This window comes from Hymenobacter sp. FMD4 (assembly GCF_058932745.1).
Genome location: NZ_JBZYWH010000011.1, coordinates 58,312 through 71,307, shown reverse-complemented (window position 1 = coordinate 71,307; position 12,996 = coordinate 58,312). Strand labels below are relative to the sequence as shown.

The 12,996-nt window shown below is 58.8% G+C and carries 15 protein-coding genes; 8 read left to right on the top strand and 7 right to left on the bottom strand.

The window, feature by feature from the left end:
• Positions 1–14 precede the first annotated feature (14 nt).
• Positions 15–536: a GNAT family N-acetyltransferase gene (locus tag AC5FXY_RS12145; protein WP_493556944.1), complete on the top strand. Its 522-nt coding sequence runs from the start codon at positions 15–17 to the stop codon at positions 534–536.
• Between the two features lie 71 nt (positions 537–607).
• Here AC5FXY_RS12145 and AC5FXY_RS12140 read toward each other — a convergent pair whose 3' ends face one another.
• Positions 608–1,147, bottom strand: a complete 540-nt coding sequence (locus AC5FXY_RS12140; RefSeq protein ID WP_493556943.1) for a GNAT family N-acetyltransferase — start codon at positions 1,145–1,147, stop codon at positions 608–610.
• A 245-nt stretch (positions 1,148–1,392) separates the two neighbouring features.
• Here AC5FXY_RS12140 and AC5FXY_RS12135 point away from each other — a divergent pair, with 245 nt between their 5' ends.
• The 4 genes from AC5FXY_RS12135 (at position 1,393) to AC5FXY_RS12120 (ending at position 4,511) form a co-directional block, all read left to right on the top strand.
• Positions 1,393–2,034: a methyltransferase domain-containing protein gene (locus tag AC5FXY_RS12135; protein ID WP_493556942.1), complete on the top strand. Its 642-nt coding sequence runs from the start codon at positions 1,393–1,395 to the stop codon at positions 2,032–2,034.
• Between the two features lie 161 nt (positions 2,035–2,195).
• Entirely contained in the window at positions 2,196–2,999 is an 804-nt protein-coding gene (locus AC5FXY_RS12130; RefSeq protein WP_493556941.1) for a class I SAM-dependent methyltransferase, read from the top strand.
• A 17-nt stretch (positions 3,000–3,016) separates the two neighbouring features.
• Positions 3,017–3,937 (top strand): citrulline utilization hydrolase CtlX, encoded by a 921-nt coding sequence (gene ctlX, locus AC5FXY_RS12125; protein WP_493556940.1) that lies wholly within the window; start codon positions 3,017–3,019, stop codon positions 3,935–3,937.
• Positions 3,938–4,082: 145 nt separating this feature from the next.
• Positions 4,083–4,511 carry a BLUF domain-containing protein gene (locus AC5FXY_RS12120; protein WP_493556939.1) on the top strand — a complete coding sequence of 143 codons (429 nt, stop codon included), beginning with the start codon at positions 4,083–4,085 and terminating at the stop codon, positions 4,509–4,511.
• 170 nt (positions 4,512–4,681) lie between these two features.
• Here AC5FXY_RS12120 and AC5FXY_RS12115 read toward each other — a convergent pair whose 3' ends face one another.
• Positions 4,682–6,199 (bottom strand): malate:quinone oxidoreductase, encoded by a 1,518-nt coding sequence (locus AC5FXY_RS12115; protein WP_493556938.1) that lies wholly within the window; start codon positions 6,197–6,199, stop codon positions 4,682–4,684.
• Between the two features lie 201 nt (positions 6,200–6,400).
• A complete protein-coding gene (locus AC5FXY_RS12110; RefSeq protein WP_493556937.1) occupies positions 6,401–6,988 on the bottom strand; it encodes a hypothetical protein in 588 nt (195 codons plus the stop codon).
• A gap of 178 nt (positions 6,989–7,166) precedes the next feature.
• Between AC5FXY_RS12110 and AC5FXY_RS12105 the strand changes: the two genes are divergently transcribed.
• Entirely contained in the window at positions 7,167–7,910 is a 744-nt protein-coding gene (locus AC5FXY_RS12105) for an SDR family oxidoreductase (RefSeq protein ID WP_493556936.1), read from the top strand.
• 37 nt (positions 7,911–7,947) lie between these two features.
• Here AC5FXY_RS12105 and AC5FXY_RS12100 read toward each other — a convergent pair whose 3' ends face one another.
• Positions 7,948–9,051 (bottom strand): mechanosensitive ion channel family protein, encoded by a 1,104-nt coding sequence (locus AC5FXY_RS12100; protein ID WP_493556935.1) that lies wholly within the window; start codon positions 9,049–9,051, stop codon positions 7,948–7,950.
• Between the two features lie 317 nt (positions 9,052–9,368).
• Here AC5FXY_RS12100 and AC5FXY_RS12095 point away from each other — a divergent pair, with 317 nt between their 5' ends.
• A complete protein-coding gene (locus tag AC5FXY_RS12095; RefSeq protein ID WP_493556934.1) occupies positions 9,369–9,944 on the top strand; it encodes a cupin domain-containing protein in 576 nt (191 codons plus the stop codon).
• A gap of 26 nt (positions 9,945–9,970) precedes the next feature.
• On the opposite strand, the gene pncA is transcribed toward AC5FXY_RS12095, so the two are convergent.
• Together pncA and AC5FXY_RS12085 are read right to left on the bottom strand one after the other, a co-directional pair.
• A complete protein-coding gene (gene pncA, locus AC5FXY_RS12090) occupies positions 9,971–10,582 on the bottom strand; it encodes a bifunctional nicotinamidase/pyrazinamidase (RefSeq protein ID WP_493556933.1) in 612 nt (203 codons plus the stop codon).
• Between the two features lie 87 nt (positions 10,583–10,669).
• A complete protein-coding gene (locus AC5FXY_RS12085; RefSeq protein ID WP_493556932.1) occupies positions 10,670–11,191 on the bottom strand; it encodes a 2'-5' RNA ligase family protein in 522 nt (173 codons plus the stop codon).
• Positions 11,192–11,598: 407 nt separating this feature from the next.
• Between AC5FXY_RS12085 and AC5FXY_RS12080 the strand changes: the two genes are divergently transcribed.
• Positions 11,599–12,621, top strand: a complete 1,023-nt coding sequence (locus AC5FXY_RS12080) for a spore photoproduct lyase family protein (protein ID WP_493557018.1) — start codon at positions 11,599–11,601, stop codon at positions 12,619–12,621.
• Between the two features lie 74 nt (positions 12,622–12,695).
• Here the strand turns inward: AC5FXY_RS12080 and AC5FXY_RS12075 are convergent, their stop codons facing one another.
• Entirely contained in the window at positions 12,696–12,974 is a 279-nt protein-coding gene (locus AC5FXY_RS12075) for a hypothetical protein (protein WP_493556931.1), read from the bottom strand.
• Between the last annotated feature and the right edge of the window lie 22 nt (positions 12,975–12,996).

Genomic DNA, 12,996 nt, shown 5'->3' with positions numbered 1-12,996 from the left:
ACTAAGTTTGCAGCATGATTCCCGCTCTCCATTTCGGCGTGGCCAGCGCTGACACCATCCCCGACTTGGTCACCCTGGTAAACAGCGCTTACCGTACCCATACCGCCCGAAGCTGGACCAGTGAAGCGCATTTGCTTGACGGCCCCCGTACGGATGCCGCTGCCCTGGCAGAAATGCTGCTGACTCCCGAAGCCCGTATTCTGACTGCACGCAATGCCGCTGGTAAGTTGGTCGGCTGCGTGTACGTAGCGCCAAAAGGGCCGCGCTTGTATCTGGGGATGCTGGCCGTGGCACCGCAAGCGCAAGCCCTGGGTGTTGGGCGTGCCCTCATGCAGGAGGCCGAAGTGGTTGCCCGGCAGCTGCAATGCCGGGAAATTATGATTACGGTGTTATCGGCGCGACTGGAACTGCTGGCCTGGTATCAGCGCCACGGCTTCCGGCCGACGGGCGAGGTAGAGCCCTTTCCGCAGGATACACGCTTCGGCCTGCCCAAGCAGGAACTGACCTTGCTGGTGTTGACGAAAGATTTGTCCTAGCATAACGCTTAAGCGGCTTTAAAGCTATTTTATTGATATACAACGGCCTCCTTTTTAGGTGCGCGCATTGCTTACTGACCTTGTTGTGCACGCCACTCGTGCTCCAGTATGCTCATTTCTACTAGCGACCAATAGTCATCCCCGTAGCGCACCACGTCGCGCATGGTTCCCTCGGTCTGAAGCCCACACCGCAGGTAGCAGCGGATGGCAGCGTGGTTGAAATCGTATACGCCCAGGCTGATGCGGTGCAAGCCTAACTCTTCAAAACCAACCCGAATAATAGCCTGCAGCATGGCCTGGCAGTACCCCCGGCCACGTGCATTCGTGTTGCCGACCAGTACGCGAGTAATGCGGGCCGCTTTGTTGTGCCTACTAATACCTCCTAGGGAAATGTGCCCAATTGTTTGGTTGGAGTCAGTATCCACTGCTTTGTACACGTAGGCGTCGGAGTTTTGTGGGTCGTTGATGCCTTGGGTGTACCAGCGTAATTTCTCTTCCGTCAGCGGAAAAGAGAAAAGGTCGCCCGACCACTCCTTAAGGAGCCGCTCATTGTCGATCCACGCTATAAGTTGGCCAAAGTCGGCTTCGGTGAAAGGCGCCAGTACAATCATGGAGCAATGCGGAGTAAGGTGATTATGCTCAAACTACCGGGCTTGAACCAGCGGGAAATGCTGTAGTTGTGAGTGTCGACGTTTCCGTTTCGGAAGCCGATGGTAACTTCTCTACGTAAAACTCTGATACGCTGCCATGCCCTCGGCACTTACACAGAAAACGACCTATAATTGGGTCGATAGAGTCTTGCTGAAGGGTGGTTAAGAGCGCGTTAAAGGCCTACTCACTCACTCTCACGCGGTCCATGAACCCAAGCGCCGACCAACCTTTTGCTGACCATGCTTTTCGCCGCATGGACGAGACGCCGGACGCCGAATTTTATCGGCAGCCCCGGTTTGTCACCCACATCGACGACCAGGCTATAGCAGCCGTTACGCAACTGTACCGGGAATATTTCATTGCCGATGGTGCCGTGCTGGACTTGATGAGCAGCTGGGTAAGCCATTTGCCGCCGGAGGTGCGCTACCGCCGCGTGGTGGGCCTGGGCATGAACGAGGCAGAGCTGCAAGCCAACCCGCGCCTCGATGCATACGTGGTGCAGGACCTGAACCAGCAGCCCACTTTGCCTTTTGCCAAAGAAGAGTTTGACGGCGCGGCTATCTGTGTATCGGTTGATTACCTTACGCGCCCGGTAGAGGTCATGCGTGAGCTGGCGCGCGTGCTGCGCCCCGAAGCGCCACTGATTATCACCTTTTCCAACCGCTGCTTTCCCTCGAAAGCCATTGCCGCGTGGCACCACCTCGACGACCAAGGCCACCTGCAGCTCGTGGCCCAGTACCTGCGGGCGGCCGGCAACTGGCACGCTATCGAACTACTCGACCGTAGCCCCGGGCCACGTCGCGCATCCGATCCGCTGTTTGCGGTGGTCGGGCGGCGAGCAACATAGGGCTGGGATAAGGTTACGAAGAGTCCTCTGATGAGCCAATCACAGGCCAGGCTTTTACCGATTGGCGGTGTCTTTTGCTGGCACCAAGTCCAGTAGTATGCGGGTAGCTTACCAACTGGCCCTGGTTGTTTAATCACCTCCCATTCAGTATCGTTGCCATCATGGAAGCAGCAACAACTTACCTCGACCTGAACCGGGACCTGTGGAATGCGCGTACCGGCACGCATCTGGAGTCCGATTTCTACGCACTTGATGCTTTCAAGGCAGGCAAGTCTTCTTTGAACGGCATCGAGTTGGGCTTGTTGGGCGACGTGGCTGGGCAGCGGGTGCTGCATTTGCAGTGCCATTTCGGGCAGGACACGCTTTCGCTGGTACGGCTCGGCGCCCAGGCCACCGGAGTCGACCTTTCGGACGAAGCCATTGCCGCCGCGCGCCGCCTCAGCACCGAGTTGGCCTTGCCGGCCGAGTTCATCTGCTCCGATGTGTACGAGTTGCCGCAGCACCTGCCCGAGGCGCAGTTTGATGTGGTGTACACCAGTTACGGCGTGCTGGGCTGGCTGCCAGACATGGCGCGCTGGGCTGCCTTGGTGGCTCGCTACCTGCGTCCCGGCGGGCGGCTGGTGCTGGTGGAGTTTCACCCGGTGGTATGGATGTTCGATAATGACTTTACCCGCGTGCAGTACAGCTACTTCAACGCCGGCCCGATAGAGGAAACGGAGGTCGGTACCTATGCCGACCGCGACGCGCCCATTATGCACCAATCCATCACCTGGAACCACAGCTTGAGCGAAGTCATCGGCAGCTTGCTGCGGGCCGGCTTGCAGCTCACGCATTTATCCGAATACGACTATTCACCCTACAACTGCTTTTCGCACACTGTGCCTGTGGGTGATGGAACGTACCGCATCGGGCCGCTGGGCGACAAGGCGCCGCTGGTATACGCTGTGGTAGCCACCAAGCCGTAAGCTAACTTTGGCCGCATATGCAAGCTGCCAGCACCGTATTGCTCGTTCGCCCGGCCCGATTCGGTTTTAACGCCCAAACCGCCGCCTCAAATTACTTCCAGCAGGCCGCTACTGGGCTGGGGGAGGAGCAGATTCAGCAACTAGCCTTTGCGGAGTTTGATGCCGCCGTGGCCACCCTGCGCCGCAAGGGCGTGACGGTACTCGTGTTTGAAGATACCCCAAAGCCGGCCAAGCCCGACGCGGTGTTTCCTAACAACTGGCTTTCCTTGCACCCCGACGGCCGGGCACTGCTCTACCCCATGTGCACGCCCAACCGCCGCACCGAACGCCGGACCGATATTCTGGCAGCGCTAAGCCAGCAGTTTGCGCTACGCGAAGTAGTGGACCTCTCGGCGCACGAAACGGCTGGGCGTTACCTGGAAGGCACGGGCAGTATTGTGTTCGACCATCGGCACCGCGTAGCCTACGCCTGCCTTTCGCCCCGCACCGATGCCGGCTTGCTGGCCGAAGCGGCAGATTTGTTGGGCTATCAGCCCGTAGCTTTTCACGCCCACGATCAGCACGGCCATGCCATCTATCACACCAACGTGATGATGTGCGTGGCGGGCCAGTTTGCGGTAATATGTCTGGAAAGCATAGCCTCCGATGCAGAACGGGACTTGGTGGCCAACGCCTTGCGCAGTACCGGACACGAGCTGATCGAAATCAGCCTGACGCAGGTAGCAGGCTTTGCCGGCAACATGCTCGCGCTGCAAGCCGCGCACGGCGCCGAGCTGCTGGTAATGTCGCAGCAGGCCTACGAAGTGCTGACGACTGATCAGCGGCAGACGTTGGAGCACTATTGCGAGCTGGTGCCGCTGCCCATTCCCACCATCGAGACGATCGGGGGCGGGAGTGCCCGCTGCATGCTAGCCGAGGTGTTCTTGCCTCCCTTGTAGAGGCCCCGCAAGTGGTGCCTTGAGCTTGCTTTCTGGTTGCATTTTAATCATATTTAAAAGCGACCAATGGGCTACTGATGGCTGTGCATTTTGAGGTATAAGGGCTGACTGGTGGGGTGAAGCCACTCCGTAATTGCTTGTGAGCATGCACCATATCGTTTATCAAAGCACGACCGTAGCCGGCCTCTCTATGCCCGAGCTCTTGGAGATGCTGGCAAAATCGCGCCTCAAGAATGAACGCGTCGGGATAACCGGGCTGTTGCTTTACAGCGAAGGCCAAATCCTACAGGTACTGGAGGGTGAGCAGGAAGCGGTACAGGCCTTGTTCGAGAAAATTGAAGTTGATTTTCGGCACAGCCACGTCGTAAAGCTGGCCGATGGGCCTATTAAGGAGCGGGTGTTTACCAATTGGTCAATGGGCTTTCAAGCTTTATCTGGGGCCGATTTCGCCCGCGTCGCCGGCTACATAGACCCCTTCCGGTCGGGCTTTTTGGACGCGCACCTACCCCACATGGACGAGGCCTTGCTGCACCTGCTGAAGGATTTTGTGATGATGGAGCATCCACCTATTTAGTTACTTAGGCCTGCATTATAGTCAAGCAAAAGAGCCTTTGGGAGTGCGAGGAGCTTCTTTCGACATGTGGGAAACTGGCCAGGCACTGACCCTTAACGAACCGCCCCGCGCGGCGCAGTAGCCAAGCGGGGCGGAACATTTCAGTTGGGTTAACTTGGGTAGCTTACTCCCTAGTGCATGGGTTCGGGCGTGGGTAGCCCCAGCACCCGGCCCGTAAACTCGCGGATTTCTTCCACCAAGCGCGGATCATCGTTCAGTGACACGCCGTGGGTTGGAATCATTTCTTTAAACTTGGCTTGCCACTCCGGCGTGTTGGCTTGCTGCGGAAAGCACTTATGAATCAGTCCTACCATGATGCTGACGGCCGTAGAAGCGCCTGGCGAAGCACCAAGCAGCGCCGCAATGGAGCCGTCGGCGGCACTTACGACTTCGGTGCCAAATTCTAACACGCCGCCCTTTTTAGGATCTTTTTTGATAACCTGCACGCGCTGCCCGGCAATTTCCAGTTCCCAGTCCTCGAAGCGGGCATTGGGTAGGTACTGCTGCAGAGCCCGGAATCGGTCTTGCGGCGACTGACGCACTTGATTCACGAGGTAGCGCGTAAGCGGAATGTTCTTGATGCCGGCAATCAGCATGGGGCGCATGTTGCCGAGCTTGATGGAAAAGGGCAAGTCCATGTAGGAGCCTTGCTTCAGGAATTTGGTGGTGAAGCCCGCATACGGCCCAAAAAGCAGTTCTCGCTTGCCATTGATGAGGCGCGTATCCAGGTGCGGTACCGACATGGGCGGTGAACCTACTTCGGCCTTGCCATACACCTTAGCATCGTGGCGCTCAATGACTTCAGGGTTGACGCAGCGCAGCCACTGGCCACTCACCGGAAAGCCGCCAAAGCCCTGGCCCTCCGGAATGCCGGAGCTGATAAGCAGTGGCAGTGAGCCACCGCCGGCCCCAATAAACACAAACCGGGCGCGTACTTTTCGCTCTTCGCCGGAAGCGCGGTTGCGGAACCTTACCCGCCACAGGCCATCGGGCTTTTGGCGGAGCTTCATTACCTCTTCGTTGAAGTTAAATGTGACGCCTGGCTTGTCCTTCAGCAAATAGAACATGCCGCGGGTCAAGGAGCCAAAGTTGACATCGGTGCCGATGTTCATGCAGGTGCCGGCAACGGGCTGCGAGGCGTCGCGGCCTTCCATCACCAGCGGCATCCATTTCTGCAGCTGCTGCGGATCTTCGCTGTAGCTCATGCCCTGAAACAGGGGCGACTGGGTCATGGCTGCGTGGCGCTTGCGCAGGAAGTTCACATTGTCCTTGCCCCACACGAAGCTCAGGTGAGGAATGTGATTGACGAAACGGCTTAGCTCATTTACCTCGTACTTCTGCGCCAGAAATGCCCAGAACTGCTTCGATTGTTCGAACTGCTCCGCAATTTTAATGGCCTTGCTGATATCAATGGAGCCATCGGGTAGCTCCGGCGTGTAGTTCAGCTCGCAGAAAGCTGAGTGGCCGGTGCCGGCGTTGTTCCAAGCATCGGAGCTTTCGGCCGCGGCCACATCCAGGCGTTCGATGACGGTGATAGACAGATCTGGCTGCAGCTCTTTGAGCATCATGCCCAGCGTGGCGCTCATAATGCCGGCGCCGATGAGCACTACGTCGGTGGTGTAGTCCGAAGAGTTATCAATAGAATTCATAAGATCAGGGAAAGGCCTAGAGAATACGTGCAACGCAGAAAAAGGTCGTTGGTTCGATACCCCGACGACGAGCAGCCGGTGCGTTTGGCTTCGGTCCTATTCAGGCCGTTGGCGCTCAGCCGGCTGGCTGTTGGGTTAGCGACATCGATAAAAAAAGCCCGAACCATTGGTTCGGGCTGGTAAATTTGAACGCAAGAAAGCTTAGTAGCCCAGCGGCGTAGCCATGAGGGGATTGTACCCCGGGTAATACGATCCGCCCTGCATCACGCGCAGCCCTCCCGATACCGAGAAGTTCTCGGTGATGTGGTAGTCGGCCCGCAGATTTACGCCGCTGCCCAGGTTGCCGAAACCAGCGTAAGGATTTACCGTCTGGCCCGGTAAGGAGGGCGTAAGGTCCTTCCAGGCACTGCCCGTAAGGGCCAGGCGTGGGCTCACGGCATAGGTGCCACCGCCTTGGATAAGGTAATGATTGGTGCCGTTCATCAGGCCTGCCCGCGGGGCTCCTTCACCCGTGGGCGCGCCTACGAAAGCGCTGCCCGGCATGCTACGCAAATACGTAACGCCCCCAAACAGCCGAAGGCGGTTGGTGAGTTGGTACGTGGCCTGTGGGCTGATGTAGGTGGCGGAGCCGAAGCGGCCCGCAAACATAGCCCCGGCGTTCAGTTGGTACGACAGCGGCGCCGGGCGCAAGCCAAGGGCCGGCGGAGCGGCAGCGGGCGTCTGTTGCGCCAGCACGGTGCCGGCCGTCAGCAGCAAGGCCCCAAAAGCGGCGGTGAAGCGAAAATTCATAAGTCAGCAGTGAAGGTGGCTGAGCCAGTTGGCTTCCACAAGATACGGAACGCCGCGACATAAGGCTTAGTGCCCACGGGGCTGCCGGTTACTGGAAACCAAGTCGAATCAGGACAGTCCGTGAACAAAGCGCCTGGTAGCTGAGTATTACCGCTTCAGTTACTAGTAGTTCATCGCCATGAATATCTCAGGCAATACGGTCCTCATCACCGGTGGTGCGTCGGGCATTGGTCTGGCCTTGGCCGAACGGTTCCAACGGGCCGGCAGCACCGTAATCGTGTGCGGGCGGCGCGAAGACAAGCTGCACGAGGCCCAACAGCAACTGCCGGGCCTGCATACCCGCGTGTGCGACGTAGCCCAAGCCGCTGAACGGGAGGCGCTGCTTCAATGGGTACAGCAGGAGTTTCCCCTCACCAACGTGCTGGTGAACAATGCAGGCATTCAGCGCCGCCTGCAGCTCATCGAGGAGGAAGCCTGGGCTGAGCGGCAGCAGGAAATAGCCATCAACTTTGAGGCGCCCGTGCACCTGACCACGCTGTTTATTCCGCACCTGCAGGCGCAGCCGCAGGCCGCCATCATCAACGTTACCTCTGGCCTGGCGTTTGCGCCGGGAGCGTTTGCCCCGATCTACAGCGCCACCAAAGCGGCGCTGCACTCCTTCACGCTGTCGTTGCGGCATCAGCTGGCCCAGACCGGCATCCAAGTGCTGGAAATTGTGCCGCCGGCCGTCAATACTGACTTGGGTGGCGCTGGCTTGCACACTTTCGGAGTGCCCGTCGATGAGTTTGCCGATTCGGTGATGCAGCGCCTCGGCGCCGGAGAAGAGGAAGTGGGCTATGGTACTTCGGAGAAAAATCGGCTGGCTTCGCGGCAAGAACTCGATGCCATATTCGCGGCTATGAACGCGCGGTTTTCTAAGTAAACAGAGTGATGGCAGCACCCCGGTGTTGGCGGCTCAGCTATGCTTCCGTAGCAGGCGCAAAGCGCGAAGCTAAGGCCGCGTCGTCGGAGACGGCCCGCGTCTTGGGCAGGCACTGCGGGTACTGCTGCTGCACAAAGGCGATTAGCTTTTCACGTACTGCGCAGCGCAGCTCCCACGTGTCGCCTGAGCTGGCAGCACTCACCAGGGCCCGCAGCTCCAGGGTGCGCTCTTTGGCATCGGTGACGTGCATCACGCACACGCGGCCATCCCAGAGCGGGGTGTTGTTCACGATGCGCTGCAGCTCCTGACGCACGGCCTCTACCGGAATGGTGTAATCGACGTGCAGGTGCACCGCACCTAGCAGGTGCGAAGAGCTGCGTGTCCAGTTCTGAAAGGGCTTTTCGATAAAGTAGTTCAGCGGCAGCACCAAGCGCCGGTCGTCCCAGATGCGCAGCACTACGTAAGTAAAGGTGATTTCCTCCACGCGTCCCCATTCGCCTTCCACCACTAGCACGTCGTCGAGGCGGATGGGTTGGGTAAAGGCTATCTGGAAGCCCGCCAGCAAATTGCTGATGGAGCGCTGCGCTGCAAAACCCACGATAACCGAGGCAATACCTGCCGAGGTCAGCAAGCCAGTGCCGATTTTGCGAACCGTGGCAAAGCTCATCAGTATCAGAGCCACGGCCACAAACACGATCAGCGACACTACAAACTTGCGCACAAACTGCAGCTGCGTGAACAGCTTACGCACCCGCAGGTTGTTGCCATCGTCGAGCTTAAACTGCTGTTGGACCAAGTCCTCTATCACGTTGACAACCCCAATCAAGCACCAGGCAAACGTGGTGATGAGCGTGGCCTCCACAATGCGGCGCATGACTTCGAAGGGCTTCGGGTCCAACGGGGCCAGCGGTAGCATAAAGGACAAAACCAGTACCGGCAAAAAATAAGTAGCCGCGTGGTTGAGGCGGCGTTGCACCGCTTTTAGCAGGGTCGATGGATCGGGCCGGCGCAGGTACAGGCGCAGGAGGCCGAAGGCACCGGTCTTAACCAGCAGGCCGGTGGCCAAGCCGCCAAGAATCACTGCCAAGGTGCGGAGGGCGTTGTCGAGGGCGTACGGCAGGTCTAAGCCAAGGTCATCCATGATAAAACAGGCTTAAAGGGCTCATTGGCCTCATGCTGTACCCGCGGCCCGGCGCAAAGGTTATGAGCCGATACCACCGAGCAGCCTTTTCTCCCAGCTACATGAGCATGCGAGCCTGCCATGCCGGGGTTCACATCATCATGTGAAACAGGGCCCTGCTAGCGGAAAGTACCTTTGTTCCGTTGCCGCTGCACCGTGAGGTCAGGCGGTCAAATAGGCTCAAAGCCTAGTCTCACCCGGGAATCAGCGTTTCCCTTGCAAGCCCCGCCGACGCTAGCCGCGCCTACTATTCACTGCATTTGCTAACCAAATCTACTATGGCTTACCCAGGGCAAACCGTCGAAAACCCCATCACCGGCCAAACGCTGCATTTTCTCACTACCACCCAGCAGTCGGGTGGGCGGGAGCTGGTCGTGGAGTCGAGCTTCCGCCGTCACAGCACCGAGCCGCTGCCACACTTCCATCCGCAGCAGGAAGAGGTGTTTGAGGTGCTGCAGGGCGAGCTGACGGTGCGCCTTATGGGTGAGCTGCTGACCATCGGCCGGGGCCAGCAGCTGCGCATCGAGCCGGGGCAGGTGCACGCCATGTGGAACGCCGGCGAGGCGCGGGCGCTGGTACGCTGGACCACGCGGCCAGCACTGCGCACCGAGGAATTCTTGGAAACGGTATTTACGCTGGCTCAGGCTGGCCTGGTCAACAGCGAGGGCGTGCCCGGGCTGTTGCAGACATCTTTGCTGACACGTGAGTTTGCCCAAGAATTTCGGCTGGCCAAGCCACCGCGCTGGTTGCAGCACGTCGCCTTTGGGCTGCTGCGACCCATTGCCATAGCCATAGGGCTCAAAGCCGTGTACGCGCCGAGAGTCAAGCCGCAGCGAGTCGCCGCCACCGCATAACGACCCACCCGAACCGGGTGGAGTATCTAGCGGAGTAAGTCACTGCTCGGCACAATGTGGCCGCCCAGCTGCTTGATGTCGACCTTGGCCTTCTCGAAGCCTTCAGCCGAAATGGGCCGGGCCGCGTCATCGATGAGGTAAGTGGCGAAACCCTCCTGCAGTGCGTCCTTGGCCGAAAAGTACACGCAATAGTCGCCCGCAAGCCCTGCTACGTATACCTCGCGTACGCCTTTGCCACGCAGGTAGTCAGCCAATCCGGTAGATTTTTGGTGGCCGTTGTCATAGAAGCCGCTATAACTGTCGATTTCGGGATTGGTGCCTTTGCGGAAAATAGCTTCCACCCGACTTGTATCGAGCTGCGGGTGAAGCGCCGCCCCGTCGCTACCCTGCACGCAATGCACCGGCCAAAGCACCTGTTTCAGCCCGTGCAACTCGGTGGTCTCGAATACCTGCTTGCCGGCGTGATTGGCCGCAAAGCTTTTGTGTGCGACGGGATGCCAGTCCTGCGTAGCCACTACCAGATCAAAATGCGGTTGGAGCTGGTTGACGAGTGGAATAATTTGGTCGCCTTCTGGCACGGCCAGCGCGCCTCCGGGCACAAAATCATTCTGGATATCGATTAGCAGCAACGCTTTCATAAGACTGAGCTAGTATTCAAGATCAGGCGGTGAAACGGAAGCCACGCCGGCTTCCGGCTGCAAAGTACGCGGCGCTGGCGGGAGCAGCTAGCCCTCAAAGGGGAAGCTGCGCAGCAACTCCCAGGGCCCGCCCCGGTATGCCCAGAGCTGAAGCCCCGTGCCGGTGGCCTCAAAGGGCTGAAAGTCAATGCTGAGCTGCTGGTGCAGGGCGCGAGCTACATCGGGCGCTACTTTGTTCTGAACAGTGACGTGGGGACGGCGTCGCTGCTGATCCTGCGGCGTAAGGTAAGGCCGCCACTGCGTTTGCAACTCACGGTGCAGTGCTTCCACCGCCGGGCTATCGATGGCAAAAGCTACGCCCCGCCCCAAAAATTGCAGCCCCGATACCCGCAGAGCTATGGAAGGCAGTACTCGGCACCGCGTTTCCAGTTCGGCGCAGATGCTGATCAGCTCCGAACCAGGCAAGTGGTGAAATAGCGTAAGATGCGCTGAGAGGTAGTTGCGCTCGGGTGGAAAGTGTTGTTGCCGCAGCGCGTTGAAGTACTGAAATGATGCTGCATCCAAGGTAAGCGTCAAGATAAGCGGGACGTCGTCGGGAGGGGGGGCCATAGCTGCGAATGCGGGCGGGCTACACCGCGTAGCACCCGGCCGTAGCTACGGCAGCGCGGGCCTGTGCGGTTGCGTGAAGAGGGACTTGGTTGGCTATTAGGGAGGCGTTGGTCTGTGTGCAGAAAAAAAGCAGCAAGCAGTTTTTATGTTTTATCGTCACGCTTACATAGTCATGCAGAAGACTTAGAATCAATGCATTATCATTTAAATGTAAGTTGTAGGATTGATTGCGTAAAGCTCTGAATATCAATGATGTAAAATTAAAATTTTGGTTCTTGGTAAGGAGCTTAGTAAGCCGCTTTGGTGTTGTATAACCGATGATGGATCAGCTGATATTGCCTGTACTCAACGCTCCGCAACCTGCCCTGGCAGAAACCCCACTTCGGTCTCATTCGGCCAAGATCTGGCTGCCCAAGCGGGTGCTTTTCACACCCGACGCGCTGGATGAAGAGTTTGGCCAACAGATCTACCAGCGTGTGCTAGCGCATGACTTGGAGGTAGAAGTGCTCAAGAGCAACCGCCTCACTGGCTTGCGCGGTGCCGATGAGCGCGAAACCTACCGCCGCGCCAAGAGTACCCTGGCCGTGGTGAAGGCACCCCCTAGTGCATTGCGGCTGCAGCCTACGCCACCTTCCGCCGATTGGCAGATGAACTTGGCCGAGGGCTGCCCGGCCCATTGCCAGTACTGCTATCTGGCTGGCTCGTTGTCGGGGCCGCCGGTAGTACGCGTGTTTGCCAATTTGCCCCAGCTGCTGCAAAATACTGCCAGCTACGAACAGGCCGGTAAACTCACTAGTTTTGAAGTCAGCTGCTATACCGATGTGCTCGGCATCGAGCACCTTACGGGCAGCCTGGCCGAGTGCATCCGGCATTACGGCTCGCGGGAAGGCGCCCGGCTGCGCTTTGTGTCAAAATATGATCAGGTAGAGCCGCTGCTGGCCCTGCCGCACCACGGCCACACCCGCGCCCGCGTCAGCCTCAATGCGGAGTCGGTGGCGCGGCGGCTGGAAGGCGGTACGGCTTCCATCGAAGCGCGCTTGCAGGCCCTGCGGCGGCTGGCGCTGCCCGTGGAGCAGGGTGGCGGAGGCTACCCGGTAGGGGTGGTGTTAGCACCCATCATGCCTATTCCGGACTGGGAGCAGGAGTATACGCACCTGCTCGACCGCCTGCAGGCCACGCTGGATTTCCCGTGCGACCTGACGGCCGAGTTTATCAGCCACCGCTTCACCCCTGGTTCCAAGGACGTGCTGCTGCAGTGGTATCCCAATACCTCGCTGGACCTGGACGAAGCCGACCGGGCCGTGAAGCGCAACAAGTTTGGGGGCTTGAAATACGTGTATCAGCCCGACGACATGCGGCAGCTCAAGAACTTTTTCTACTCTGAATGGCGCCGCCGCTTTCCGCAGGCGCCGGTGCAGTACTGGACCTAACCTAACTACAGCAACGGGGCCGCTATTTACACAGCGGCCCCGTTGCTGTAAAGGAGCAAGGCAGCGGGGCCACCTCAGGCGCGGCCTAGGCAATTCAAGTAAAAATTGACGAATTCATCGTACTTGTGCAGCTGCTTACTGGCTGCTTGCAGCGGCGGCGGATCTTCGGGGGGCGTCACCGCCATGAGGCCGCCCGATGTTGGCCCGGATTTACGTGTGACGGGTGAGGCATTCAGCTGCAGCTGCTCGGGGGCAGGCTCAGCAGGTTTGGGTATAGGTAAATGGTGCGTATCCTGCTGCGCAGGCGCGTCAGATACCGTAAGGATGGGTACGGCTTGCGGGGGGGCACGCATAAGCAAAGGGGCCTCACTATTC

What these genes read in the sequence shown, in the direction of transcription:
- ctlX (WP_493556940.1), top strand. Translation starts at nt 3,017, where the DNA reads ATGCAAGCTGCCAGCACCGTATTGCTCGTTCGCCCGGCCCGATTCGGT.
- pncA (WP_493556933.1), bottom strand. Translation starts at nt 10,582, where the DNA reads ATGAAAGCGTTGCTGCTAATCGATATCCAGAATGATTTTGTGCCCGGA.
- AC5FXY_RS12145 (WP_493556944.1), top strand. Translation starts at nt 15, where the DNA reads ATGATTCCCGCTCTCCATTTCGGCGTGGCCAGCGCTGACACCATCCCC.
- AC5FXY_RS12075 (WP_493556931.1), bottom strand. Translation starts at nt 12,974, where the DNA reads ATGCGTGCCCCCCCGCAAGCCGTACCCATCCTTACGGTATCTGACGCG.
- AC5FXY_RS12100 (WP_493556935.1), bottom strand. Translation starts at nt 9,051, where the DNA reads ATGGATGACCTTGGCTTAGACCTGCCGTACGCCCTCGACAACGCCCTC.
- AC5FXY_RS12115 (WP_493556938.1), bottom strand. Translation starts at nt 6,199, where the DNA reads ATGAATTCTATTGATAACTCTTCGGACTACACCACCGACGTAGTGCTC.
- AC5FXY_RS12140 (WP_493556943.1), bottom strand. Translation starts at nt 1,147, where the DNA reads ATGATTGTACTGGCGCCTTTCACCGAAGCCGACTTTGGCCAACTTATA.
- AC5FXY_RS12130 (WP_493556941.1), top strand. Translation starts at nt 2,196, where the DNA reads ATGGAAGCAGCAACAACTTACCTCGACCTGAACCGGGACCTGTGGAAT.
- AC5FXY_RS12085 (WP_493556932.1), bottom strand. Translation starts at nt 11,191, where the DNA reads ATGGCCCCCCCTCCCGACGACGTCCCGCTTATCTTGACGCTTACCTTG.
- AC5FXY_RS12095 (WP_493556934.1), top strand. Translation starts at nt 9,369, where the DNA reads ATGGCTTACCCAGGGCAAACCGTCGAAAACCCCATCACCGGCCAAACG.
- AC5FXY_RS12110 (WP_493556937.1), bottom strand. Translation starts at nt 6,988, where the DNA reads ATGAATTTTCGCTTCACCGCCGCTTTTGGGGCCTTGCTGCTGACGGCC.
- AC5FXY_RS12120 (WP_493556939.1), top strand. Translation starts at nt 4,083, where the DNA reads ATGCACCATATCGTTTATCAAAGCACGACCGTAGCCGGCCTCTCTATG.
- AC5FXY_RS12135 (WP_493556942.1), top strand. Translation starts at nt 1,393, where the DNA reads ATGAACCCAAGCGCCGACCAACCTTTTGCTGACCATGCTTTTCGCCGC.
- AC5FXY_RS12105 (WP_493556936.1), top strand. Translation starts at nt 7,167, where the DNA reads ATGAATATCTCAGGCAATACGGTCCTCATCACCGGTGGTGCGTCGGGC.